This is a genomic window from Zobellia sp. B3R18 (assembly GCF_018860715.1).
Classification (GTDB): Bacteria; Bacteroidota; Bacteroidia; order Flavobacteriales; family Flavobacteriaceae; genus Zobellia; species Zobellia russellii.
The window spans coordinates 118369-144092 of the sequence record NZ_JAHKQG010000003.1; the positions used below are offsets into that span (position 1 = coordinate 118369).

The 25724-nt window shown below is 39.1% G+C and carries 28 protein-coding genes; 20 read left to right on the top strand and 8 right to left on the bottom strand.

Features of this window, described 5'->3' with window-relative positions; translation table 11 throughout:
- Nucleotides 1–123 precede the first annotated feature (123 nt).
- Together KO513_RS01490 and KO513_RS01495 are read right to left on the bottom strand one after the other, a co-directional pair.
- The gene (locus tag KO513_RS01490; RefSeq protein WP_215911975.1) at nt 124–951 is read right to left on the bottom strand and encodes an OmpA/MotB family protein; all 828 of its coding nucleotides are present in this window, start codon (nt 949–951) and stop codon (nt 124–126) included.
- Between the two features lie 217 nt (nt 952–1168).
- Complete coding sequence (locus tag KO513_RS01495; RefSeq protein ID WP_215440305.1) at nt 1169–2254, bottom strand: vWA domain-containing protein; 1086 nt, start codon at nt 2252–2254, stop codon at nt 1169–1171.
- Between the two features lie 407 nt (nt 2255–2661).
- Here KO513_RS01495 and KO513_RS01500 point away from each other — a divergent pair, with 407 nt between their 5' ends.
- The 8 genes from KO513_RS01500 (at nt 2662) to KO513_RS01535 (ending at nt 10223) form a co-directional block, all read left to right on the top strand.
- Entirely contained in the window at nt 2662–3123 is a 462-nt protein-coding gene (locus tag KO513_RS01500) for a (2Fe-2S)-binding protein (RefSeq protein ID WP_215911976.1), read from the top strand.
- Between the two features lie 56 nt (nt 3124–3179).
- A complete protein-coding gene (locus KO513_RS01505; RefSeq protein WP_215911977.1) occupies nt 3180–5408 on the top strand; it encodes a xanthine dehydrogenase family protein molybdopterin-binding subunit in 2229 nt (742 codons plus the stop codon).
- A gap of 50 nt (nt 5409–5458) precedes the next feature.
- Nucleotides 5459–6469: an XdhC family protein gene (locus tag KO513_RS01510; protein WP_215911978.1), complete on the top strand. Its 1011-nt coding sequence runs from the start codon at nt 5459–5461 to the stop codon at nt 6467–6469.
- Nucleotides 6469–7077: a nucleotidyltransferase family protein gene (locus KO513_RS01515; protein ID WP_215911979.1), complete on the top strand. Its 609-nt coding sequence runs from the start codon at nt 6469–6471 to the stop codon at nt 7075–7077. The genes KO513_RS01510 and KO513_RS01515 overlap by 1 nt, the downstream gene beginning before the upstream one ends.
- The gene (locus tag KO513_RS01520; protein WP_215911980.1) at nt 7061–8146 is read left to right on the top strand and encodes an amidohydrolase family protein; all 1086 of its coding nucleotides are present in this window, start codon (nt 7061–7063) and stop codon (nt 8144–8146) included. The genes KO513_RS01515 and KO513_RS01520 overlap by 17 nt, the downstream gene beginning before the upstream one ends.
- Before the next feature lie 98 nt (nt 8147–8244).
- On the top strand, nt 8245–9261 hold the full coding sequence (locus KO513_RS01525; RefSeq protein WP_215911981.1) for a M4 family metallopeptidase: 1017 nt from the start codon (nt 8245–8247) through the stop codon (nt 9259–9261).
- Complete coding sequence (locus KO513_RS01530; RefSeq protein WP_215911982.1) at nt 9261–9527, top strand: protealysin inhibitor emfourin; 267 nt, start codon at nt 9261–9263, stop codon at nt 9525–9527. The genes KO513_RS01525 and KO513_RS01530 overlap by 1 nt, the downstream gene beginning before the upstream one ends.
- Before the next feature lie 24 nt (nt 9528–9551).
- Nucleotides 9552–10223 carry a haloacid dehalogenase type II gene (locus KO513_RS01535; RefSeq protein WP_215911983.1) on the top strand — a complete coding sequence of 224 codons (672 nt, stop codon included), beginning with the start codon at nt 9552–9554 and terminating at the stop codon, nt 10221–10223.
- Here KO513_RS01535 and KO513_RS01540 read toward each other — a convergent pair.
- Entirely contained in the window at nt 10220–10363 is a 144-nt protein-coding gene (locus KO513_RS01540) for a hypothetical protein (RefSeq protein ID WP_215440314.1), read from the bottom strand. The two genes, KO513_RS01535 and KO513_RS01540, sit on opposite strands and share 4 nt — an antisense overlap.
- Nucleotides 10364–10633: 270 nt before the next feature.
- Nucleotides 10634–11260, bottom strand: coding sequence for a GntR family transcriptional regulator (locus tag KO513_RS01545; RefSeq protein WP_246560609.1), 627 nt, complete (start codon nt 11258–11260; stop codon nt 10634–10636).
- Nucleotides 11261–11434: 174 nt separating this feature from the next.
- Between KO513_RS01545 and KO513_RS01550 the strand changes: the two genes are divergently transcribed.
- Complete coding sequence (locus KO513_RS01550; RefSeq protein WP_215911984.1) at nt 11435–12229, top strand: hypothetical protein; 795 nt, start codon at nt 11435–11437, stop codon at nt 12227–12229.
- Between the two features lie 76 nt (nt 12230–12305).
- On the opposite strand, the gene KO513_RS01555 is transcribed toward KO513_RS01550, so the two are convergent.
- On the bottom strand, nt 12306–13778 hold the full coding sequence (locus KO513_RS01555; RefSeq protein ID WP_215911985.1) for a c-type cytochrome: 1473 nt from the start codon (nt 13776–13778) through the stop codon (nt 12306–12308).
- Nucleotides 13779–14189: 411 nt separating this feature from the next.
- Here KO513_RS01555 and KO513_RS01560 point away from each other — a divergent pair, with 411 nt between their 5' ends.
- Together KO513_RS01560 and KO513_RS01565 are read left to right on the top strand one after the other, a co-directional pair.
- On the top strand, nt 14190–14645 hold the full coding sequence (locus KO513_RS01560) for a cold-shock protein (RefSeq protein WP_215440318.1): 456 nt from the start codon (nt 14190–14192) through the stop codon (nt 14643–14645).
- A gap of 73 nt (nt 14646–14718) precedes the next feature.
- Nucleotides 14719–15402, top strand: a complete 684-nt coding sequence (locus KO513_RS01565; protein ID WP_215911986.1) for a 3-keto-disaccharide hydrolase — start codon at nt 14719–14721, stop codon at nt 15400–15402.
- Nucleotides 15403–15414: 12 nt separating this feature from the next.
- Here KO513_RS01565 and KO513_RS01570 read toward each other — a convergent pair whose 3' ends face one another.
- Nucleotides 15415–15990, bottom strand: a complete 576-nt coding sequence (locus tag KO513_RS01570) for a pseudouridine synthase (RefSeq protein WP_371735226.1) — start codon at nt 15988–15990, stop codon at nt 15415–15417.
- 165 nt (nt 15991–16155) lie between these two features.
- Here KO513_RS01570 and KO513_RS01575 point away from each other — a divergent pair, with 165 nt between their 5' ends.
- The 7 genes from KO513_RS01575 (at nt 16156) to KO513_RS01605 (ending at nt 22871) form a co-directional block, all read left to right on the top strand.
- Nucleotides 16156–16785 (top strand): SDR family oxidoreductase, encoded by a 630-nt coding sequence (locus KO513_RS01575; RefSeq protein ID WP_215911988.1) that lies wholly within the window; start codon nt 16156–16158, stop codon nt 16783–16785.
- A gap of 103 nt (nt 16786–16888) precedes the next feature.
- Nucleotides 16889–17782 (top strand): sugar phosphate isomerase/epimerase family protein, encoded by an 894-nt coding sequence (locus tag KO513_RS01580; protein ID WP_215911989.1) that lies wholly within the window; start codon nt 16889–16891, stop codon nt 17780–17782.
- A gap of 18 nt (nt 17783–17800) precedes the next feature.
- On the top strand, nt 17801–19003 hold the full coding sequence (locus KO513_RS01585; RefSeq protein WP_215911990.1) for a PQQ-dependent sugar dehydrogenase: 1203 nt from the start codon (nt 17801–17803) through the stop codon (nt 19001–19003).
- A 122-nt stretch (nt 19004–19125) separates the two neighbouring features.
- Nucleotides 19126–20154, top strand: coding sequence for a TIR domain-containing protein (locus KO513_RS01590; protein WP_215911991.1), 1029 nt, complete (start codon nt 19126–19128; stop codon nt 20152–20154).
- A 138-nt stretch (nt 20155–20292) separates the two neighbouring features.
- Nucleotides 20293–21093: an alpha/beta hydrolase gene (locus KO513_RS01595; protein ID WP_215911992.1), complete on the top strand. Its 801-nt coding sequence runs from the start codon at nt 20293–20295 to the stop codon at nt 21091–21093.
- Nucleotides 21094–21260: 167 nt separating this feature from the next.
- On the top strand, nt 21261–21986 hold the full coding sequence (locus KO513_RS01600) for a siderophore-interacting protein (RefSeq protein WP_215911993.1): 726 nt from the start codon (nt 21261–21263) through the stop codon (nt 21984–21986).
- A 129-nt stretch (nt 21987–22115) separates the two neighbouring features.
- A complete protein-coding gene (locus KO513_RS01605; RefSeq protein WP_215911994.1) occupies nt 22116–22871 on the top strand; it encodes a DUF4405 domain-containing protein in 756 nt (251 codons plus the stop codon).
- 20 nt (nt 22872–22891) lie between these two features.
- Here KO513_RS01605 and KO513_RS01610 read toward each other — a convergent pair whose 3' ends face one another.
- A complete protein-coding gene (locus KO513_RS01610) occupies nt 22892–23266 on the bottom strand; it encodes a Fur family transcriptional regulator (protein ID WP_215911995.1) in 375 nt (124 codons plus the stop codon).
- A gap of 106 nt (nt 23267–23372) precedes the next feature.
- Here KO513_RS01610 and KO513_RS01615 point away from each other — a divergent pair, with 106 nt between their 5' ends.
- Nucleotides 23373–24281 (top strand): NAD(P)/FAD-dependent oxidoreductase, encoded by a 909-nt coding sequence (locus KO513_RS01615; protein ID WP_215911996.1) that lies wholly within the window; start codon nt 23373–23375, stop codon nt 24279–24281.
- Between the two features lie 20 nt (nt 24282–24301).
- Nucleotides 24302–24910 carry a class I SAM-dependent methyltransferase gene (locus KO513_RS01620; protein ID WP_215911997.1) on the top strand — a complete coding sequence of 203 codons (609 nt, stop codon included), beginning with the start codon at nt 24302–24304 and terminating at the stop codon, nt 24908–24910.
- 152 nt (nt 24911–25062) lie between these two features.
- Here the strand turns inward: KO513_RS01620 and KO513_RS01625 are convergent, their stop codons facing one another.
- Nucleotides 25063–25665 carry an NAD(P)H-dependent oxidoreductase gene (locus KO513_RS01625; RefSeq protein ID WP_215911998.1) on the bottom strand — a complete coding sequence of 201 codons (603 nt, stop codon included), beginning with the start codon at nt 25663–25665 and terminating at the stop codon, nt 25063–25065.
- Nucleotides 25666–25724: the final 59 nt, after the last annotated feature.

Genomic DNA, 25724 nt, shown 5'->3' on the forward strand with positions numbered 1-25724 from the left:
CAACGAAGTAGCCAAAAACCCTACTTAATATTATTTTAATTCGTCAAACGGCACAAAAAAAGGGAGAACGGTATGTTCTCCCTTTTTTAACCATCAAGTTTATTAACTTAGGTTTATTTGCTATTAAAGCGATTCTGCATCTAAAAGAGCAAAGAACTTGTTTAAGTTAGGAATGATAACAATTTTAGTACGTCTGTTGATCGCTCTGTTTTCTCTTGTATCATTATCTACTAAAGGCAAGTAGCTACTTCTGCCGGCAGCTATCATTTTAGTTGGATCTACCTTGTATTTGTTCTGAAGGATATCTACAACGCTAGTAGCACGCTTTACACTCAAATCCCAGTTGTTACGGAACATTTCAGTGCTAATGGTTTTAGAATCTGTGTGACCTTCTACCATAACTTCCATGCTTGGCTCAGAGTTGATTACTTGAGCTAATTTTTCAAGAATCTTGTTAGCTTTACTGCTTACACGGTAGCTACCACTGTTAAAAAGAAGTTTGTCAGAAATGTTGATCATAACAACAGTCTTGTCAATATTTACATCCACATCATCATCATCATCAGAGATAGATTTTTTAAGGTTGTAAGATATAGCCAAGTTCATAGAATCTTGTAAAGTTTCCGCTCCTGCCAATTTTGTAGGGTCAACTTTTGCAAGCGTAGCTCTCATCTTCGCTTTGGTGTTGTTGCTCATTACGGCAACATCATCAACAGAAGTCATTTGGCTATCGTTAATTTCCTTTAAGGAATTGATTTTAGAATTATACTCTACAACGCGAGCTTCTATCTTGGCCATTTTACCTTCAAGTTCTTCTTTCTCAACTTGAGTCTTCGTTAATGCGCTCTGCGTTTCCGATAAATTATTCTCAAGAGCTACATATTTCTTCTTAGAAACACAAGATGCCATTAACGTAACGGCAAGCGTACTTAGGATAATCGATTTTTTCATTTTAAATGTTTTGTTATAATATTGATTACTAGTAATACGAAGCAGGGCTATAATTAGATGTTAAAGCCTATTAACATTTTTCGATTATCTGTTCTAGAAACAGGTTGAATAGCAGCGTAATTATTTGATATTGAGATGCCACAGTTTTAATATGGCCCAAAAAAAAAGACACCTAATTTAGGTGTCTTTTTTTTATATTTTGATAAGAACCAAAGTCTTATTCACAGCCTCCAGTAAAGCCGTCAGCATTAAATTTCGTCTGAACGGCGCCTTGTAAGCTTCCTTTTTTAACTTGAATGGCTAAGTTATTGTCACCACCTCTTTTTGGGCTACAGTACTCAAAAAGGTAAAAACTACTTGCTCTTTCGGAAACCAAATCGGATATCTTGTTAAAAGTATCTTCCAGTTCTTCTTTATTTGCAGCGAACTCACTAGAAGTTTTTCCAATAGCGGTCAACGCTTCCGTATCTATTTCAGCCCCTAAACCAATAGTGAAAAAAGAAATATTGGGGTCTGCCGTATCAACTTTTTTCTGAGCGGCTTCTTTAGAGTAGCGTGAAGCTTGGTCTCTACCATCTGTAAATATAACTACGGATGCAGCTCCAATTTTATCGCCTTTTGTACTCTCGCTCAGTAAATCTGAGGCTATATCGGTAGATTTAATAACAGCTCCGTAAAGGTCTGTAGAAACATCACCGCTTATATCTTTATTGAGTCCGGCAATAGCTTCGGTCAATTCAGATTTTTCAGAAGTTAGAGGGTTAAGTTCGTGCAGGACATCTTCACCATCAAACCAATAGATGGCCATTTTGTACGATTCCTGAGTAGTGGCCGGCATTACCGTGTTAACAAAGCTGGTACTAGCACTTTTCAATTCTTCCAAACTACCGCTTAAAACACTATTACTTAAATCTAGTATTAACAAGGTGTTGCTAGAAAATATTTGCTCGTTAGGTGAAATTCTGGCATTGGACTCCGAAGTTGAAATAGTATTAAAACACTCATCATTTCGGCCTTGCTCATAAATGGTAAACTGGTCTGCGGTCAATCCTGATACCGGTGTACCGTCACTATTGGAAACTTTAAAGAAAACAGAAACTTTTCCGGGGTCTTTAGTAAATTGATCTTGTATGGAAAGTATTAAGTCATTTTCCCCAAGGTCAAGACATTTGTCAACTGGCTGTCCTTTTCCGAGTCCATCGCCTGTATTCAAGGCATAATTTACATCATCATCGGCATTTCCACAGGAAACGAACAATACAATTGAGAATAAAAATAAAATACGATTTAAGGAGGAATTCATTTTCAAGGTTTTTACGTTCAACCATCACAACGCAAATTTTCAATTAAAAGTATGATGACGGAAAAAAAAGATGTTAAAGAATGTTAATGACAAGGTTTGGTATGGATTTTCGGAACCGGTCAAAATTATTTTTGGATATCTTTTGTTTAATGGAATAGAAAATGAAATTCTGGCAAGAACATGAAAAATCAACATAAAATTCTCTACATGATAGAGGTGAGATTGGTGATATTTCTATCTTAATTGTGCGAGTGAGAACTTTATACACTGTCAGTAGGAGAATTTTGAAAAATTTGTGTTGAAATAGTGCTAGTTAAAGCTAAAGAAATTGTTAAAATACGATTGAAAGATTAAAATTTTAATACCTTGTAAAGGTTAAAGTCAGAAACTTAATTAAAAGAAAATATATGCCAACCTATCAACTCACGGTAAACGGAAAGTCTCATACGGTAGAAGCAAGTGAAGATACCCCATTATTGTGGGTGTTACGCGACCATTTAAATATGGTAGGCACAAAATTTGGTTGTGGAATTGCTCAATGTGGTGCATGCACGGTTCATGTAGAGGGTAACGCTACTAGAAGCTGTTCTTTACCTGTAGCCTCAGCAGAAGGAATGTCAATCACCACAATAGAAGGTTTGTCCGAAGATGGTTCTCATCCCGTACAACAAGCATGGAAAGAAGTAGACGTGCCACAGTGTGGTTATTGCCAAGCTGGTCAAATGATGACGGCTTCTGCTTTTTTGGCAAAAAATCCAAATCCAACCGAAGAGGAAATAAAAGAAGCAATGAACGGTAACATCTGTAGATGCGCCGCATATAACCGTATCAAGAAAGCGGTTGGTGTTGCTGCCGAAAAAATGGCCTAAAAATTCTATTATGCTTTTGAATTGAACAAAAGCCGCAATTCTATAACAAACTGCTCATGTCACAATCATCCATACAATTTAGTCGAAGAAATTTTTTACGAACGTCGTCGTTGGCGAGTGGTGGCCTTTTAATAGGTTTCAACCTTTTTACAGCCTGTAAGTCAGATGTAAAACCTCCAGTGGATTTGGCGGATTTAAATTACAATGATTTTAACGCCTTTATAAAAATAGCCAAAAACGGTGCGGTAACTATTTTTTCGCCCAACCCGGAAATTGGACAAGGTGTAAAAACTTCAATGCCTATGATCATAGCCGAGGAACTAGATGTTTCTTGGGATAAGGTATATGTGCAACAAGGGGCCTTGGATACAAAGAACTATACAAGACAAATTGCAGGCGGTAGCCAGTCTATTCGTTTTGGATGGGATGCTTTGCGTCAAACAGGGGCTACGGCCAAGCAAATGTTGCTGAATGCCGCTGCGGCACGTTGGAACGTAGATGCATCGGAACTTTCCGTAAGCGAAGGAATAATTACGAATAAAGCAGGCGAGACCTTAAGTTACGGTGATGTTGTAGATGAAGCCGCTGTTTTGGAAGTACCTGAAAACGTTACTCTAAAAGAACCTAAGGATTATAAGATCATAGGTACGGATAGGCGTAATGTAGATATTGATAAAATTGTTACGGGTCAACCATTATTTGGTATTGATTATAAGGAAGAAGGAATGCTTTATGCTTCCGTTCTTAGACCTCCTGCTTTTGGGCAAGAATTAGTCTCTTTTGATGCTACAGAGGCTAAAGCGCTTCCGGGAGTTGTAGATGTTATTCAGATTGGAGACAAAGCAAAAGCTTTATTAGGTGGGGAAAAAGTAAACTGGACTGCCCAACTTAGTGGGTCAGGTAAAGTTGTGGTTTTGGCAAAAACTACCTGGGATGCTTTTAAAGGTAAAAAAGCGATTAAAGCTACTTGGAAAGAGGCTACTCCTTTGGAGAGCAATGAATTTCATGATGAAAAATTAAATGCCCTTTTAGATGGTAAGGAATTTGTTACCATGCGTAAGGATGGAGATGTTCATAAGGCATTTGCACAAGCGGATAAAGTTTTGGAACGCACTTATGAATCGCCTTTCTTGCCTCATAACTGTATGGAGCCCATGAACTTTTTTGCCAACGTAACCGATGAAAAAATTCATTTGGTAGGTCCTGTGCAAACTCCAGAGGACGCGGCCAATACCGTAGCAGAACTTTTAGGACGTGATGTAGAGGACATTCACTTGGAAATGACCCGAATGGGAGGTGGTTTCGGTAGAAGGCTCTATGGCGATTTTGTATATGAAGCTGCAGAAATTAGTAATGCTGTAAGAAAACCAATTAAAATGGTTTCTTCACGAGAAGATGATATGTCTACCGGTGTTTACAGACCGGCCATAAAATATAGGATTAAAGCCGCTATTAAAGATGGACAATTAACCGGTTATCAATTGAAAGAAGCTGCCATTAATGTGAACATGTATGGTCTAATTCCTAATTTCTTTCCAGCAGGTGCCGTAGAAAATTATCAGGTAGATGTAGCCAATTATAAAAGTAATATTACCACTGGGGCATGGCGTGCACCATATACAAACTTCTTAGCATATGCAGAGCAAAGTTTCTTTGATGAACTTGCCGAAGAAATGGAAGTAGATAAAATTAAGATGCGTTTAGACCTTTTGGAAAAGGTAAAAGGTACGGAAGATGAACGAATTCAATATTCGCCGGAGCGCATGCAAAATATTATAAAAATGGCCGTTGATAAATCCGGTTGGGGAAAACAGCCTAAAGGAACTTACCAAGGGTTTGTGGCATACTATTGCCATAATACGCACGTTGCGGAAGTTGCCGATGTTCAGATTGAAAATGGTCTACCAGTAGTTAAAAAAGTAACCTGTGTTGTAGATTGCGGAATTGTAATCAACCCAATGGGCGCGTTAAACCAAATTGAAGGTGGTATTGTTGACGGTATAGGACATAGTATGTACGGCAGTTTTGGATTTGAAAACGGACAGCCTACGGCCAACAACTACGATAAATACCGTTTGGGACGTATGAAAGAAGCCGCTGTGGTAGAAACACATTTGGTGCAAAATGAACTTTCTCCAACAGGGTTGGGAGAGCCAACACTGCCACCAGCAGGTGGGGCCGTGGCCAATGCGCTAAAAGCTGCAACGGGCAAAAGGGTATACAAGCAACCTTTTATCCAAGACGCAGAATTGTGGAAGGTAAAAGAAGAAGAAATATTGGGCTAGAGAATAGACCATGATAAAAAATCATTTTCTTTAATCCGATTACGGTTTATATGACGCATGAACTAAAAAACATAGTTAGGGCTTATAAAGCCGCTAAAAAAAAGAAGCAAAAGACCGTCCTCGCGACGGTCGTTGCTTTAGAGGGCTCCTCGTACCGTAGGCCTGGGGTGCGTATGCTCATTCGAGAAGACGGAAAAAGAATTGGGGCCGTAAGTGGTGGTTGTGTAGAAAAAGAAATTGTTAGGCAGGCAGAAACCGTTTTTAAGGACGATGTGCCAAAAATGATGATTTATGATGGGCGCTATCGCTTGGGTTGCGAAGGTATATTGTATATTTTAATAGAACCGTTTGTTCCAGGGGTTGATTTTCTAAATGCTTTCGATTTCATTTTAAAAAGTAGAAAACAGTTTAAAATAATTTCGTCCTATATAAAGGAAGAAGGAAATTATGCGGACCTGAGTTCGTTTTTGGTGTTTAACGGAGACAAAATTGGATTTAGGGCTACTGCGCTTTTGAACGGTGATAGAATGGTATTTGAACAAGATATGAAGCCTTGTTTCAAATTGGTTATTATTGGTGCCGAACACGATGCGGTTCAACTATGTTCCTATGCTTCGCTAACGGGTTGGGAAGTAACGGTTGTAGCTTCGGCGGCAGAGGAAAAAAGTATAACGGACTTTCCCGGAGCCAACATATTTATTACCGAAGAGCCTGAAACTTTATTTATTCCTGATATAGATAAACAAACGGCAATTGTCTTAATGACACATAGTTACGTTCGTGACTTAAAGTATTTGTTAGCTATTAAAGAATCAGCTCCTGTGTACTTGGGCTTATTGGGCCCCGCAAAGCGAAGGGAGAAGTTATTAAATGAATTCATGGATTATTGCCCTGAAGTTTCGGACACATTTTTTGATATGATCCATGGTCCAGCCGGTTTGGATATTGGAGCGGAAACCGCTCAGGAAATCGCCTTGGCAATTTTATCGGAAATACTTTCGGTTACAAGAAATAAGGAGCCCATTATGCTCAAAAACAAATTGGGAAGTATACATACTTAATGAAGAAGACCCCTGACCACATTGCTATTCTAATTTTGGCCGCAGGAGCTTCTTCGCGAATGGGTAAACCAAAACAATTGTTGCCTTGGGAAAACACGTCGTTATTGGAACACGCGATCCGGACAGCAAAAGCTTCAAACGGCACGGAAGTGATGACGGTTTTAGGAGCCAATGCCCGCATGATACAATCTCATCTAGAAGAAGGGGAGCGTTGTGTAGAAAATCCCTTGTGGCAATCCGGTTTGGGCAATTCCATTGCTTGTGGTGTAAGAGAGTTGCTGCAATCGGGAAACACTATTTCGGGAGTACTCATAATGTTGGCGGATCAACCTTTAATCAATTTTAAGTATTTAAACTTGTTGATTGAGGCATCGTCCGATAACCAAAATAGAATAATTGCTACGGCTTATAAGAATAGGGCGGGAGTACCAGCTCTTTTCCCCAGAAGCTATTTTGACGAGCTTTTAAAGCTGGATAAGGATTTTGGGGCAAAACAGCTGTTGGAGCGGGAGAAAGTTATAACAATTTCCGCAGGTGACTGTGTAGTGGATATTGATACGGCAGAAGATTATGAACAACTAAAACAGAGGAATGAACCTGAAACTTAATATTGCGTTTTTAGTATTGGTCAGTGGTGGCCTAGCGGCTCAAGAAATGAGTTTTGAGGAATACAACCCAAAGTCTACGTTGGTTGTTCCCGGGCATGAGATAAAGCGGGCCAAGTATCCTTTTATTGATATTCATAGTCACCAGAGAAATATGAGTGCGCAAAGTCTTAAAAACTTGGTTGCCGATATGGATGCCCTAAACGAAGGAGTCATGGTGAACCTAAGTGGCGGTTCCGGTAATGAACTTGCAAAAAGTGTAGACAATATTGCGGAGAATTACCCCAATAGGTTTGTTGTTTTTGCCAATGTAGATTTTGATGGCGCCGGAAAACCTGGTTGGACAGAAAGAACGGTGGCACAATTGGAAGCTGATATTAAAAAAGGTGCCAGAGGTTTAAAAGTTTTTAAAAGTTTGGGCCTGCGGAATCTAGATAGTGATGGAAAACGCCTAGCCGTAGACGATGCCCGTTTAGACCCTATTTGGGCAAAATGTGGGAAACTAGGTGTGCCGGTGTTGATTCATTCCGCAGATCCAAAATCATTTTGGGATGATATGAATTCTGATAATGAACGTTGGTTGGAGCTGAAAACACACTCACGCCGTAAGCGTTCCGATACAGACCCAGCGCCGTGGCAACAGATAATTGATGAACAGCACCGTATGTTCAAAAAACATCCCAAAACAAAATTTATAAACGCCCATATGGGTTGGTATGCCAACGATTTACAGCAATTAGGAAAGTTTTTAGACGAAATTCCCAATATGTACGTAGGTATAGCGGCCGTCATTGCAGAGTTAGGGCGTCAGCCGCAAAATGCGCGAGCGTTTTTCATCAAGTATCAAGACCGCATTTTATTCGGAAAGGATAGCTGGAAACCAGAAGAATTTCCAACCTATTTTAGGGTCTTGGAAACAAATGATGAATACTTTCCTTATTACAAAAAGTATCATGCGTTTTGGGCAATGTACGGTTTAAACTTACCGGATGAAGTTCTTAAGAAAGTCTATTATAAGAATGCGCTTAGTTTGGTCCCTGGATTAGATAAAAGCTTGTTTCCGGTTGACTAATCGGCTTTACAATATCCGTAGAAAATCTTAACGCTTATTTTTTGCGAATACATTAAAATCGAACGAAATTAAAACCCTAAACCCTAAACCCTAAACCCATGTGCTCAAAGACCCACTGCTTTATAATTCCGCCTTATTTACTTGAAAAATTGGCAAAACACGGTAATACCAGTTGTAAAAGAGCTTTAAATGATTCGGCTAGAATTGTTGACCGCAGACGAAGCAGTCTAAACAATCTTTTGTTACGGAACGAAGCAGAAGGTAATGGAGAGCGTTTTATCTATGATTCTAAAAATCAGTTCGAGCAAAGGTTGGAGTTGGTGCGAAAAGAGGGGCAAGATGATGTAGAGGATGAAAGTGTAAATAAGGCTTATGAGACCTCGGGTTTTGTACGTGATTATTTTAGAGAGACTTTTGGTCTTAATTCCATTGATGGAAACGGTTTGGATATTATTTCTAATGTGCATTATGGCGAAGCATATAATAACGCCTACTGGGATGGCGATGAAATGACGTATGGTGACGGTGACGGTAAAGAATTCACTGATTTTGCCAGTGCCATAGATGTTGTAGCCCATGAGTTGGTACATGGCGTAACCCAGTTTTTCGCCAACTTGGAATATCAAAGTCAACCTGGGGCGCTCAACGAACATTTTTCGGATGTTTTTGGTACGGTCATCAAGCAAAAGTATCTAAAACAGGATATTTCCGAAGCGGATTGGCTTATTGGAGATAGTGTAGTAACGGAGGCATTTCCCGGAGTGGCCATTCGTTCTATGAAAGCTCCCGGTACGGCCAATGATTTTGATACACAGCCAGACCACATGGATAATTATTACAACGGAGCAGGGGATAACCAAGGGGTGCACATCAATTCAGGTATACCCAATAAAGCTTTTTATCTCTGTTGTTTGGAAATTGGTATTGATGATTGTGCACTAATCTGGTTCGAAACGCTAAAATCACTCTGGCGTACGGCAGATTTTAATGATATGGTAGAAACATTGGTAAGTACCGCACAGCAGCTGGTATCGGAAAATAGAGTTGCTGAAGCCGCTGTTGAGGCGGTAAGTACAAGTTTTTCGCAAGTAGGTCTAACCCCAATTGTTGTCTAATGAAATATCATATAAACATAGAAGGCGGATTTACGGGAATTTCCAGACAGTTTGAAGGTGAAATAGACTTGGATAAAGCCAAGGAAGAAGAAATGCTGAATGCCCTTGCGGAAAAGCAGGAAATAAATAGTCAAATACGGGACGGTTTTACGTATACCGTAAAGCTTATGGATAATAACGGAGTGTATGAATCTCAGTTTAATGAGTCCAATCTTCCGAGTTCCCTCCGCACTTTTATTACGGATATTCAAAAAGGAAACAACTGAACTGCAAGTTCATTAAAATATAAAATGACGAAACCTAAACTGCTTATTTTTGACATAAACGAGACACTTTTAAACATGAAGCCCTTGGAGGAAGCTATAAACACGGCTTTGGCTTCTCAGCATGCTTTTTCATTATGGTTTAGGACCTTGTTGCATTATTCCTTGGTGGAGACCCTAACTGGCAATTATGAAGATTTTAGTGCTGTTGGAAAAGCAACGTTACAAATGACTATGAAAAAGTTTGGTAAAAACCTTTCAGATGCTCAAGTAGATAGCATTTTAGGGAATATAAAAAAATTACCGGCGCATGATGATGTAAAAGAAGGGCTAAAACTCTTAAAGGAAGCAAATATAAAGTTGGTAGCGCTTTCTAATGGAAATGAAAAGGTTTTGAACGAGCAATTGGAGTTTGCTGGTTTGTCATCTTATTTTGATGCTATTATGTCCGTAGATGTCGTGGCGCGTTATAAACCTGAAAGCTCATCATATAATGCAGTTCTGGCAAAGATGAGTGAATCGGCAGAAAATACTATGATGGTGGCAGCCCACGGATGGGATATTTTGGGCGCTAAACGGGCCGGTTTACGAACAGCCTTTGTTGCACGCGAAAATCACGCCATTTATCCGTTAAAGGGGATGCCTGAGATGGAGGGCAAAACTATTCTAGAGATTGCCCGTGTAATTACAGAAAATTAAAGCTTTGCTAGACTTTCTTTTTCGTCTAGATTGCCATAATCTTGAAAAATACCACAAGAATATTCCTTCTTGATCAAAGATTTTTCTTCTTGTTTTTTCTTTCTGGCCAAAACTTCTATTTGAGGAGATAAGTAACCCATGTTTTCTATTTTTTAAGGTATCGTTAAAACGTCTTCAGTTTAAAATTGTTGTCTTTCTTTTCGATTTTTAGTCGAATTACAAGTCAAATGTAAATCGGTATTTTAAAAGGGGATATCATTTTACAAAAACTTTGTGATTTGATAATTGAACCCTTGAAAATGAACAGTATAAAGGTATGCAACGATTTGTGTGATATCGCATAGAATACTGATTCAAAAGCACAAGAATGGCTTAAAAAAAGAAGTGATTTAAGAATATTGTTGAAGAATCTATAAAACTACAAGTTGCTTTTCTATGTAACTTTTAACGAGCATTAAATTCATTTTTAAAACCAATGCTGCCGAAGGGATATTGTCATCTTCAATGGCGGAGATTATGGCATCATGTTGATCGTTGGAGTTGTAATGAAAAGAATCATTGGACATAAAAGCTCGCTCATAGAAAAACACACGGGTTTTGAGGTCTTTTAGAATCTGTTGAAAAACGGGATTTTTGTAATTGGAAGTTAGTAACCGGTGAAACTCCATATACGCATTAACACGTTCCAGTGCATCTACTGCATTGGCAATGGCGTCTCTTTGTTTTTTGAGCTTGTTAATGGCACTTTCGTTAAACGTAGATTCTTCCAGGGCAAGAACTTCTAAATGGGCTACAAGCTCATATAGGTTTTTGGCCTCTTCCGGATTTACGGCGGCAATTACAAAACCACGGTTGGGAATGGCCCGCACAATATGAGACTGCTGTAACTGAGTTAGTGCTTCACGAATAGGGGTGACGCTCACGTTTAATTTACGGGATAAGGCGGCAAGGTTAATACCTTGTCCGGGTTGTAAATCTCCCTTTTGCATTTGTCGTAAAAGGTGTTCCCGTACTTTATCGCGTAATATGATGCTCATTCCCATATCGTAAATATAGTTATCGTATACGATTTTACAATGTTTTTTTAAGTGAACTGATTTCAGGTTTGTTGTTCATTGAACTTGGAATAGTGTATTTGGTCTTAAAATGCCCCTGAACTATAATAAAATACAGGAATACCCGTTCTGAGAGCAAAACCTATAAATTTGATTATGAGCTATTTGTTTAAAAATGTTAGACCTTATGCACTAGTGGTAGCCACTAGTCTTTTGGCGTTCAGCTGTAGTGATGATGCCAACGAAATTCTAGATAACGAGCAAGATCAAAAAATTGATCAGACCGAAATTAAGACCGTTCTTGAAACGGATGAAATGTCCAGCTCGGCTGATATGATCGTTCAGGACTTATTTAATAATAGAGAGTCCGGTAAATCTGCCAAGGATGCTTCATGCTATGTTGCGGAATATTCCGATACAGGTTTTACGGTAAGTTTTGACAATTGTTCCGTAGAGGGCAATGACGAAGTCTTAAACGGTTCTTTAAGTGTGGTATATGGTTCGGATAACGATTCATACGCCTATTCCGTAACGTATAATGATTTGATGGTGGGCGGAATTGGTTTAGATGGAACTAGGGCCTTTGCCATAAGCCAAGGAGAAGATGATTCTCTTGTTTTTGATGTAACTGTTGATATGACGTTAACCCTTGAGGACGATAAAAAGATTTACGAAAAAGGAACCAAATCGTTTGCTTTTGTTTTTGGTGAAGAAAAGAACATGCTTACTATTGATGGGGATTGGATTCTAAAATCAGACAATGATACCTATACTATTGGTATTACCTCAGATTTAGAAGCTGAATTTACGTGCGATTATATAGGAAAGGGTACTATGGATTTAGATAAAAATGGTTTAGCTGTTTCTGTTGATTTTGGAGATGGCACTTGTGATGATACCGCTACACTTATATACCCAGATAGTACAGTTGAAACTATTTCTTTAAAATAGGATTAACACCAACAATGAAACAAAAAGCCCTTATCCAAACGGATAAGGGCTTTTTTGATTTTTAATCGCTAAGTACCTATAGGGTTTTTAAATACTCAATTAAAGCGGTGCGCTGTGTATCGCTAAGGTCATCTCCAAAAGTATGCCCACCATTACCGTAACCTTTTATGGTGGTATCATAGGTTTCTTTGTCCACTTTAGAAGTTTCTTCTGTGTAGTTCCATCCTAGGTTCTCTTTGTCATAATCGGTACTGCTGTAGCTTCGGCTCCAATATTTAGGACGTTTAGAGCTGTTCAAAACTTCGGCAATAGTTGCTACGGAACCGTTGTGGAGGTAAGGGGCGGTTGCCCAAACGCCATCTAAGGGAGGGGCTATATATCCGCCTTCAGCGTTAAATTCCAATCCATTGGCGCCTGTGCCGAACCATCCGGTATTGAACCAATCCAGGAAATAATCATTTAGTTTCGATGGTTCCGTGTAAAGTTTTGATAATTCAGGGTCGGTTCCTATTGTAGAAAGGGCAACCAAAAGGTTGGGATACGTTTCGTTATCGCCATAAGAACCATGGCATTTTACACAATTTTCTTCAAAAACCGGTTTCCCTTCTGCGGCTAGGTTAGCATCAATTTCAAAAGGATAGTCGGGAGCTTCAATGCTATAAATGTAAGCTAGAACATCAGACATTTTTGGGTCTAGTTCCTCCGCTTTGGCTTTGTCGTCCAACGTAAGCAAGCTAGAACCAATAAATGATTTACAAAAATCTTTACGTCCTATTGCGTGGTAGAACATAGCATTTTTCTTTTTCAACAACCACCAAGCAGGAACATCTGTAGGAATGACCTCGTCCGGCACACCAACATTGGGTTCGTCTGTCCACTCTAAAGTATTTTTATCTCTGTACGCTGCTAAAACACGGGTAATCTTATCGGCGGGATTGGCTCCTCTGGTTTCGGTGAGTGTCTTTGGACCAATAGCTTCTATACTTTTTCTGAATTGATCAAAAGCCTCCCATTCATCACTATTTTTCCCACCGTACAAAAATGAAATACCTGTACTTACTAAATCCATATTCACGGCCCTGTTGATAGTAAAATCCGCCGCATGGCTACCTAATCCTAGCACAAATTCATCGTTTATAAAGCCGGCATGGCAAGACATACAATTGGGAGATACTATCCTAACGCCGTTGGCCGCATCTACGGCCGTGTATTCATAGCCAATATTGGCGTTATCTCCACTACGGTTCAAAACATTGCTATTGTCAGCTCCAAAACCCTGTAAAAAAGCTTCGTAAGGTACGCCGGAGCTCATGTAGTTTCCAGAAATTAGAAACTCATAACCAATTGTGGCATCACCGGTTCGCTGTGCAGATGCAGGAATAGCATCAACTTCTATTATGGGTTCGGGCTGTGGTTCTGGGTTTGGATCAGGAGTTGGATTAGGGTTTTCTTGATCGGGTACGGGTTCATATTCATTGCTGTCACTAGAACAGGCATACCCAGTTATCAATAGAACCATTAGGACAAGGATGTTGATAGGTCTTTTCAAAATATAAAGTTTTATTCGCTTGAAACAGAAGGATATAATGTAGTTGAAAGATACTAATATATGCCGTTAATGTATGTTTTAACTCGTGAAGGACAAAAATAATAGATAAACCGAAAACTAGGAGGCGTGGAACCGAGCTAGGTAATAATTTGCAATTTATTTTTCGGAATTCCCTCTTGCTATCGCTCCAAAGCCATGATTTGTTATTGGGTAAACGAAAAGAAATGCAAAAGGAGACTTTTTTCTTGTGTAAAAATTACATACAAGTATTTGTTAATGAATTGATTAAATCCACTTCTTTGAAGTAATTCGGACGGTTTGTTTCCTTTAATTTCTTAACATGAGAATCGGAATAAAATAAAAATAAATCCGTACCTTATCAACCTAATTTTAAAACAAGAAAAATACCGAATGGCTAAATCGCAGCAAACTTACAACAAGACTGAAAAAGAGAAAAAACGTCTAAAGAGACGAGAGGAAAAACAGAAGAAAAAAGACGCACGTAAAGCTGCTGCAAAAGAAGGTGGAGAAGGAATCCCTTTCGCCTATGTTGACCATAACGGTAACCTTGTAGATACCCCGCCAGATCCATCCCAGAAAGTTCAGGTAGATGCCGAAGACATTGTTTTGGGTATTCCTAAAAAAGAAGAAGGAGATGAAGAAGAGTTTGACCCTGTACGTAACGGTAAGGTGTCGTATTTTGACTTCTCAAAAGGATTCGGTTTTATTATTGATTCCGAAAATCAAGAAAAGTATTTTGTTCACGTAAGTGGTCTTATTGATGAAATTAATGAGAACGATAAAGTATCTTATGAACTTGAAAAAGGGATGAAAGGTATGAACGCGGTACGAGTAAAGAAAATATAACTTTTTTCTCCTTCCTAGTTGTCGTAACGTATCCTAATTAAGCAAAACCCTCAGGGGTTTGTTTTCTGTAACTATGAAAAAGTTCCTAACTCTTTTTTTAGTAGTACTTACTACCTTTTGGTCATGCGCCCCTACGGCAAAAAGCCTGTTTAATGGTAAGGACTTGAACGGTTGGCATATAGATGTGCCTGCAATGGACAGTACGGATGCAAGAAACCCTTTTATTGTAAGAGATGGCATGTTGGTAAGCTTAGGCACGCCGGCAGGCCATATCATTACGGACAAAACTTACGAAGATTTTAGATTGGATGTTGAATACCGTTTTGCCGGTGAACCCGGTAATTGTGGTGTTCTTGTGTTTGCCTCTACGCCACGCTCACTCTACAAAATGTTTCCTAAATCTATAGAGGTGCAGATGATGCATGAAAATGCAGGTGATTTTTGGTGTATTGTTGAAGATATTACGGTAGACGATATGTTGGAACGCCGTGGGCCCAAAGCGGAATGGGGCATTACAGAAGGCAAAAAACGTAGAATCCTTAACCTTACCGATGGTTCTGAAAAACCGGTAGGTGAGTGGAACCGTATGACCATAGAGTGCCTGAAAAATGAAATTAAAGTTTGGGTGAACGGAGATTTGGTCAACTATGGTTACAACGCTACGGCCCAAACAGGACAGATTGCATTGCAGGCCGAGGGTTCCGAAGTAGAATTCCGTAAAGTAGAACTACTACCTATTTCTCAATTAACAGAGTAAAGTTTAGGTTACTCAATCTTCCAAATTCAATACAACGGGCAAATCGGGAAAGTCCACCACATCAGAAGGATTCATTCCTTTAAGTGTGACGGCTCCTATACGCACCCGAACCAAGCGCAAGGTAGGAAACCCCACTAGGGCCGTCATTTTGCGTACTTGTCTAAACTTACCTTCCGTTAAGGTTACGGAAAGCCATGAATTAGGTCTATGGGTACCCACGCGGAGCAAATGGTGCGGTTCCGGAAAATCCGGTTCTTCGGTAATTAGTTTAGCTTGGCAGGGTTTGGTCAAATACTTTTTGCCTTCAACACCTATTTCTACCCCTTTTTGTAATTTCTCAATGGCTTCGGGGGTAATGAGGCCATCCAATTGGGCGTAATATTCCTTTTCTATTCCGGAGCGGTTAACTGTATCGCTTAGTTTTCCATCGGTAGTCATTAGAAGGAGTCCCTCGGATTTTAGATCCAATCGGCCTATGGCCATAACCGCATCTTCAAAAGGGTATAGTTCGCTTATAAAACGTTTAGATCGTTTTTCCTTTTTATTGTTGGAATCCATTTGGCTGATATAACCAAAGGGCTTGTACATTTTAAAATGTTGGTGGGCCATTCAAAAAAAATTATGGCGTAAAGGTAATGAAGACTTAGGGTTAAAACCTAGGCCGGTTGTGCTTCTGGGTTAAAAATGAATTATTCTGCATCAAGCTGCAGAACCCTTGCTACTTACCTTTGTAATAACTAAAAAAATGATGAAATGGAAAATGTATTAGTAGCGGGTGCCAATGGTACCACAGGAAAAAAAATAGTAACACTTTTAAACCAATCCCAATATTTCACTCCAATTGCCATGGTTCGTAAAGAATCCCAAAAAGAGCAATTTGAGAAAGAGAACATTACTACGGTTATGGGCGATTTGGAAGAAGATATATCACATACGGTAAAGAATATAGACAAGGTAATCTTTGCGGCCGGTTCTGGCGGAAAGAAGGTCAAAGAGGTAGATCAAGAAGGTGCCAAGAAAATGGTAGACGCTGCAAAATCCGGTAATCTAAAGAAGTTTGTCATGCTAAGCTCTATGGGCGCGGACAATCCGGAACAGGCAAGTGACCTTCAGGAATATTTAAAAGCAAAACACAATGCAGATGTCTATTTAAAGGACAGTAATCTTACGTACGCCATTGTGCGCCCCGGTTCATTAACGAACGATAAGGGCACGGGAAAGATAAAAGCGGCCTCTAGTTTGGAGAAATCAGGTTCTATAAGTAGGGCCGATGTTGCGCAGACCTTGGTTCGCGCATTGCATGATGATGCCGTTAAAAATACCACTTTTGAGATTTTAGAAGGAGATACTTTAATAGGTGAGGCCATAGATTCGGTTTCATAAATTATAGATATTTTCGTTCGTACCAAAAGATTGTAATATCTTAGGGTTTGCTTTTAGGCAGACCCTTTTTTTTTGTCCAATTTAGAAATTACAGTAAGGAAGTATGCGCAGAAGAGATTTTATAAAACAGAGTAGTATGGCTTCGGCTGCAACCTTACTTCCGGTTACCGGTATTTCTTTAGGAAATCCATCAAAATATAAAATGGGATTGCAGTTGTTCACTATTCGCGATGCCATGAAAGCGGACCCACTGGGCAGTCTTAAAAAGGCCCGGGCCATGGGCTATGAAGATTTGGAAATCTATGGGTTTGATTCCGAGACCATTGGTTATTATGGCTATGAGGCAAAGGAATTCAAACTTATTTTAGACGATTTAAACCTTACCACCACCAGTGGGCATTATGATTTTTCGTCCTATTTCAATAAGCCAAAAGATGAACTTAGGCGCTATTTGGATGCCTGTATCCAAGGGGCGCATATCTTGAACAAGCCCTATATTACGTGGCCTTGGCTGGCACCTGAATTTAGAACCATTGAAAATTTTAAGGTACTGAGCGAAAAACTAAATTGGATGGCCGAACAGGTAAATTCTGCGGGACTCGGCTTTGCCTATCACAACCATGATTTTGAATTTACGGACCACAATGGGCAAACCGGTTATGATATCATCTTAAAAGAAACCAATCCGCAATTGGTAAAACTGCAGATGGATATGTATTGGGTAATGCATTCCTCTAAAAAGACCCCTCAAGAATGGATTGCAGAGCAGCCCGGACGTTACGTAATGTGGCATATAAAAGATATGGACAAACTCACTAGAGATTATACGGAGCTGGGCAATGGCTCTATAGATTATGTGGCCATGCTTTCTAAAATAGATACGGATGCCCTAGAATATTACTATATAGAACAAGGAAGTAATTTTGCAAAAGACTCCATGACCAGTATAGCGGACAGTGCAAAATTCTTCAAGAAAAACTTAAAACAATACCTCTAATAACACAAAAACAAACACATGAAAAACTATTCCCTTAAAGCTGTTTTGCTTGCCGCTGCGCTTGTAGGTTTTACGGCCTGTAACGAGAAAAAACAAAAGGCCCAAGAAAAAGAGCCCATGGTAACTTATGATGAACCGGAATCCAAACTGCCCATAGATCGTCTGAAACTGCCGGACGGGTTTAAGATTGAGGTGTATGCAGATAGTGTTGATGGCGCGCGTTCCATGGCTATGGGAGATGACGGTACTTTGTTCGTAGGTACCAGGAACGAGAAGAAAGTATATGCCATTCAGGACCGTGATAGGGATTTTAGAGCAGATAAGGTAATTGAGTTGGACACCACTTTGGAATCTCCTAACGGAATTGCCTATAGAAACGGATCGCTTTATGTGGCAGATGTAAGTACTTTGTACCGTTACGATAATATTGAAGCTAATCTGGACAGTGTTCCCGAGCGAAAGGTTATTTATGATGATTATCCGGAAGCTTTTCACCATGGTTGGAAATACATTGCTTTTGGTCCGGACGATAAATTGTATGTACCAGTAGGAGCACCTTGTAATATTTGTGATTCTACCGTAGTGGACAAACGTTTTGCCTCCATTACCCGTATGGATCCTGACGGAAGCAACCGTGAGATCTATGCGCATGGTGTACGGAATACAGTTGGTTTTACCTGGCACCCGGAAACCAAGGAAATGTACTTTACGGATAACGGTAGGGATATGATGGGCGATGATATTCCCCCATGTGAGTTGAACCGTGTTACGGAAGCCGGCCAGCATTTTGGATATCCGTTTTGTCATGGCGGAACCATTAAAGATCCTGAATTTGGGGACCAACGCCCTTGCTCGGATTTTGTGGCGCCCGTACAGAATTTAGGTGCCCATGTGGCTCCGTTGGGGGTAAAGTTTTATACCGGAGATATGTTTCCTGAGAAGTACAAGCAGTACGCTTTTATAGCGGAACACGGCTCTTGGAACCGTTCCAAAAAATCCGGGTACCGTATTTCTTTGGTAAAGTTTGAAAACAATGAGGCGGTAGCTTATGAAACCTTTTTAGAAGGTTGGCTAGATGAAGAAAGCCAAGAAGCATTTGGTAGACCGGTAGATGTGCTGTTCCTAAAAGATGGGTCTTTATTAATTTCCGATGATTTTGGTGATGCGATCTACCGAGTAAGTTATGATGATGGAAGTAGCCAAGTGGCGAGTGTAGAGTAGGAAATATTACAAGTATTTCTGTTTATAACTGAATTACTCAAAAATATTTAAAATACAGTCAGATTTGTTGTAGATAACCTAATAAGAGTTATTTGTATGAACCTATTATAGATATATTGAAAATGACAAAAAAACATTTTACGATATTTTATTCTTGGCAATCTGACACTGATAAGAAGGAAAATAATTATCTAATAAAAAAATCAATTGAAAAATCTATAAAGGTTTTAAAAAGTGATATTGATTTAGAGTTATCATTGGATAAGGATACACAAAAACTATCAGGAAGTCCCAACATTGTTGATTCAATTTTTAAGAAGATTGAAAACTCTGATATATTTATATGTGATGTTACGTTAGTAAACGAGAATTTCTTTTCTAGAATAATTAGGCAGAAAAAGACACCAAATCCTAATGTGCTTGTTGAATTAGGTTATGCAATTCACTGTTTGGGTTGGGAAAGAATTATTTGTGTTATAAATAATTCTATTTGCAAAATAGAAGACCTACCCTTTGATATTAAACAAAATAGAATATCTCAATATTCACCAAAAAGTAGGAAAGGCTTAGAAGATTTACTCAAGAATTCGATAAAACGAATAATTGAGGATTATGATGATATTGTGCATAGAGCTAGTTCAAATGATAAAAATAGTATTGATGAAGAAAACTTTAGGCAATTTAAAAGTGTCATTAGTGGTGATGTTTTGATGAGCAGTTTGAATTTTACAAGTTCAAATTTGCGAACCACCGGATTTTATTATGACATTTGGGATGAAACTATCAAGTATTTGGACAAACCAGAAAATTGTTTTCTCAATGATTCAATTCGAAAGAAGGGCTTGGTTTTTAGGGATGCTTTAAATGAATTTTCTGGATTATGTGGATTATATTTTGTTCCAGAGAATCATATTAGTGAAGATAATATTAGTAACTACGAAGCTGCAGGAATAGAAATAACAAAAGACGTAATTGATAAAGTAAGGAGAAGTCAAAGGTACTTCTTCCCTAAAAAGCCTAGCAATGATAATTGGGACGAATATCACTTAAATCATAGGAAGGTTCAATCAGAGCTTAATAAATCTAATGGTTTAGTAGAAAAAGCTTACAACGAATTTATACTAGAGGTTAAGAAAGAATTGCTGATATAATGAAGAGAAATAAAACTGATTTTTGATATTTATCCCCTATTGTCACAAGCATCTAACTCATATCAAAAACAATCAAAATCATCATCTCCACTTTTAAATACAAACCCATTTTTCAACCCATATTAACTCAACCAAAAAATGAAACAAAACACCACCCATATTCTTGTTCTGATTACGCTTTTTGTTTCGCTAACGGCCTTTGCAAAAGATTCGGTTTTTTCGGAATATGAGGTAAAAGAGTTTGTGTTTCAGGGGCGTGATGCCAAGGTGGTATTTCCCAAGAAAGCAAATGCTAATGGCTACTGGATTTGGCGTGCCCGTTTTTGGGGTGCTGAACCACAGGTAGATAAAGCCCTTCTGGAAAAAGGGTTTCATGTGGTTTACGTAGATGTGGCGCATTTATTCGGGAATGAACAGGCCGTACAGCTCTGGAACGATTTTTATGCCTATTGCATTTCAGAATATAAATTGAACAAAAAGGTGGTGCTGGAAGGCTTGAGCCGTGGCGGACTGATCATATACAATTGGGCGGCACAAAACACGGACAAGGTTTTTACCATCTATGCCGATGCCCCGGTGTGTGATATTAAAAGTTGGCCGGGAGGTCTGTACAGCGGAGAAGGAAGTCCCAAAGATTGGGAACGTTGCTTAGTGGCCCATGGGCTGGACTCGGTTTCCGTAAAAAGTTTTAAAGGTATTCCAATCCATACAGCTGTAAAGGTGGCAGAAGCCGGTATTCCTGTTCTACACGTGTACGGAGTTGTAGATATGGTGGTTCCTTTTGAGGAAAACACGGCATTGCTCAAAGAAAAATTTGAAGCTGCTGGGGGCACCATGAAGCTTATCCGAAAAGAGGGGGTAGGTCATCATCCGCACAGCTTGAAAGATCCCGCGCCTATAGTAGATTTCATACTTGATAGTGTAGATTATAAGGAATAGTTAAAACACAAATTTCCATTAAACCATTACGTACGTCATTAGTCCAATTGGAATCAATCCGTTGATTCCAGCATAGGAGCATCATTTGGATTTTTCATTAGGTTGTGATATACAAAAGTCATGGCCGTTTATTAAAAAATAATTATAATTCGCATAAAATATACCCCATGGGAATAGTTGAGACTCTCATAAAAAAAGTACTGGAAAAAGGAACGATTACCTATAAAGAGCAATTATCGGAATCCGTTTATAAAGTTAGGATTAAAGGTGCCCATATTAGGAATGTAGATTTTAAACCAGGCTATTTTGTTCGTTTGGGGGTTGGTATAGGGCAAGAAGATTTGTCCATAAAGGACAAAGTAAGGAGCTATAGCGTTTGGGATATAAATCGCGAAAATGAGACCATAGACCTAGCCATCGCTACCCATAGTGGTGGAATAGGGGCGAATTGGGTCAAAAACTGCCAAACGGATACCACGGTACATTTTAAATGGAAAAAAGGGAATTTTCTGTTGGATGACCAAGCGGATAGTTATCTCATGATCGGAGACTTATCGGCCTTGTCGCACCTTTATATGATCAAACGCAATTTACCCGCAGAGAAACAGATAGAAAGCATTATTTACAGTCAAGATATGACCGAACTCTTTGCGGACGTAGACGGAAAAACACCTTTTAATTTCTACGAAATGGAGCAAAACCCATTTGAAGAAATACAACTAAAGCTGGAAGAATTACTGGCTAAGTTAAAAGGTACAAAGATGGTCTATATTGCTGGGGATAGTAGACTTTGTTTAGCCCTGAACCAGTATTTTAGAAAGCAACTCAATTGGAGCACCAAACAAATTAAGACCAAACCTTTTTGGAACCCGGAAAAAAAAGGGCTGGAATAGACTTCTTTTGATGCATAGAAGACAGAGCCATCTTGCTTTGGGTATCACATTTACCACCCATTACCTTCTTTTACCTTTATTCGGGCAAGTGTAAATTACATCTTTGCTTGTCAAAAACAGCATATCCAGATGAGTGAAATTCCACGGAAAAAGAAAACTTCAAAAATTAGAATCTACGTAGATCTGTTCTTTTTAGCGCTAATGATTTTGGTACTCGTACCGCAGACCACGGGAATTCCAATTCACGAATGGGGTAGCTTTGTAATTATTTTACCGTTTTTTTTGCACCTTATCATCAATTGGAACTGGATAACAACAAACTCAAAAAAGTTTTTTAAGAAAGCGCCTAATAAGACTCGTTTTGACTATGTTCTAAATTGGACGTTGTACCTGTTTATGATTGTGCTAACGGTTTCGGGAATCGCCATATCGGAGTCGGTTTTACCCCTTTTTGGAATGCATCCTCAACCAGATAATTTTTGGACTAAAATCCATGACGTGAGTGCTGCGCTCTTCATGCTTATTTTTGGAATTCACATTGCCCTGCATTGGCGCTGGATAGTAGGGGCCTTTGGTAAACTCAAGTTTAAGGCAGATGTACATCACCTGACCTACGTGGGCACTATCCTTTCCAATAGGTCCCGCCAGCTGATGTTTCTATTGGGTTTAAGTATTATACTATCTTTCTTGATTTATTTTGTAGAATATAGTTCTTGGGCCGAAGGTTTTAGGGAAGGTGTGCAAATCTCTACAGGCGAAGAACCCAAGAACCTAGGGAAAAGTTGGATGCGATATGTCTTGCCTTTTGTTAAGGTAGCTGTTCTTACTGCAGTCCCGGCTCTGATTACTGGAGGTATTGTCCGGCTTAAAAAGAAACTAAAGTAAAACTAGGGAGAGTAGTGGCATTAACTACAGTCGTTACAAACCCCGGTAAGCACACAATTTACACTTTGTACATCATAGCCATGGTCCAGTGAAAAGTTTACGGGAACGGGCAAACATTCTATAGTCTCGCATTGGGTGCACCTAAAATGAAAGTGGTGTAATGGTTTCTCCTTTTCATCGCACTTTATACAAAGGGCAAAATACTGCTTGCCATCATCTGCTACCACCTTATGCAGAACTCCATCATCACAAAAGCGGTTCAATACCCGGTAAATAGTAGCCCGGTCAATGTCCATGTCTATTTTTTGCTCAATGGCATTTTGGCTCATGGCTTTGGTGGTAGAGCTTAAAACAGAAAGTACCGCTTCCTTGGTTGGCGTATTTCGTCTTTTCATAATAAAAGCATTTTAAAATTAAATGCTACTGTGTTGCAATAATACGAAAATCCACTATATTTGCAAAGTGTACTAATGCGACAAATTCGCATTAAAAAATAATGTTATGACTACAGATACAAATTTTGATGTAATAATAGTAGGTGGAAGTTACGCAGGACTCTCGGCGGCAATGGCTTTGGGGCGCTCCTTACGAAACGTACTTATTATAGATGGCGGTAAGCCCTGTAACAGGCAAACGCCACATTCCCATAATTTTATAACCCTTGATGGGGAAAAACCAAGTGCTATAACTGAAAAGGCCAAGTCTCAGGTGTTAGCCTATGAGACGGTTACTTTTGTTAATGATATTGCCGTAACGGGAAATACATTGGGTGAAAATTTTCAGATTATAACGCAATCAGAAAAAATATATACAGGAAAGAAAGTGATTTTTGCTACTGGAATTCATGATGTAATGCCCAATATAAAAGGCTTTTCTAGCTGTTGGGGAATCTCGGTTGTTCATTGTCCGTATTGCCACGGATATGAAATAAGAAATAAAAAAACAGGTTTGATGGCCAATGGAGATAGGGCAATGCACTTGGCGTCCTTGGTTCATAATCTTACGAATGACCTCACGGTTTTAACCAATGGACCAGCCGATTTTAATGAGGAACAGCTGTTGAAGCTCCAAAAGAATAACATACGCATTATTGAAAAAGAGATATCCGAGATCGAACATGAAAATGGGTATATTAGAAATGTGATTTTTAAGGATGGAAGTAAAGAAGCTTTTGATGCTACTTATGCGAGTCTACCCTTTACACAACATTCGGATATACCGGCTCATTTAGGATGTGAGTTGAACGAACAAGGTTATATAGAGGTGGATGCCATGCAAAAAACCACAGTTCCCGGATTGTTTGCGTGTGGGGACAATACTACTCGCTTACGGTCTGTAGCATCGGCCGTTGCAGAAGGTAATAAGGCCGGTGCAATAGTGAATATGGAGCTGGCCCATGAGGAATTTTAAGACAAATACAACCCGTTAAAATGGCTGAATTTTGGGAAGATAATTTTGTTAACAAACAAGAAATGTGGGGCTTAAAGCCTGCAAAATCCGCTTTGTTGGCCAGAGACCTTTTTGTTGGGCAATCCGCCAAAAATATCCTTGTTCCAGGTGTTGGTTATGGTCGAAATGCACAACTTTTTGTAGAGGAAGGTATGCAGGTTACCGGCATTGAAATATCCAAAACCGCTATAGAACTAGCCAAAAAACATTACGGCAATACTATGAGTTTTCATTGCGGTTCAGTAGGAGATATGCCATTTGACGATGTTAAGTACGACGGAATTTTTTGTTACGCCCTCATCCATTTATTGGATGTTAAGGAACGCGCCAAGCTTATTCAGGATTGTTATAATCAATTGACGGAAAATGGGACTATGGTGTTTACGGCCATAACAAAAAACGCCCCTAATTTTGGAAAGGGAAAATTAATTGGTCAGGACCGATACGAATTTCACCAAGGCGTACAATTATTTTATTATGATAAGGCATCCGTACAAACGGAGTTTGAAAAGTATGGACTCTTTAAAATTACAGAGGTAGAGGAGAGCCAACCTATGTATTTCGTAGAATGCAAAAAAACGGCTGTTTAGTCCAACTTTATAAGTAAACTTTAAGAGCTTACCGGTTTTTCCGGTAAGCTCTTTTGTTAGATTGGAATATATATGCCTACGGGGCTTCAAAACTTAACTGCTGCGTAATAAATTACAATTAGTAGCCTGAGATTTATGAGATATTCAACAGTTTATACCCCTTGAAGTTGCGTGATTTCATTTAAAAAAGTGTTGTATTTCTCCAGTTCTAAGGGTACGTTGGCATTTTTCTCCATATCGTGAAAGTGATGCGTAGCTAAGCGTTCTAAACCCGTAAAAGCATTCATTTTATGAAAACCGAACATAACCCCATCGTCAACACTTTTTTGCTCAAAGAACTCATTTTCTAAAGTAAAGGCAGCTTTAGGGGCATTCCAACTTGTGGTTAAAATGTATTTTTTTCCCTGCATTAAACCTCCGGTTCCGTAATTGATATCCGGATTTTTACTGCTTCGGCCATCACTGGTATAGATACCGTTTTGATGTCCTTCCGTAAATACCACATCAATATATTGCTTAAAACCAAATGGCAATTGAAACCACCAAATAGGCGTGTGGTAAATAATCAAATCTGCCCATTTAAACTTTTCAACTTCTTCCAATGGGTCATAGGAATCACCCACTTGTGTAGTCTGTACGGCGGTATCATCTAACGCCTTAAAATAGGCAACCGTAGTTTCAAACAGGGACTCGTTGAACTTTCCTCCGGAATGCGCAAAAGGATGGCTTCCATTTATAATAAAAATATTTTTCATCTGTCTTTTTTTAAATTCAAGACAAAATTAAAGTCATAACATCTATTGTAAAAATAATA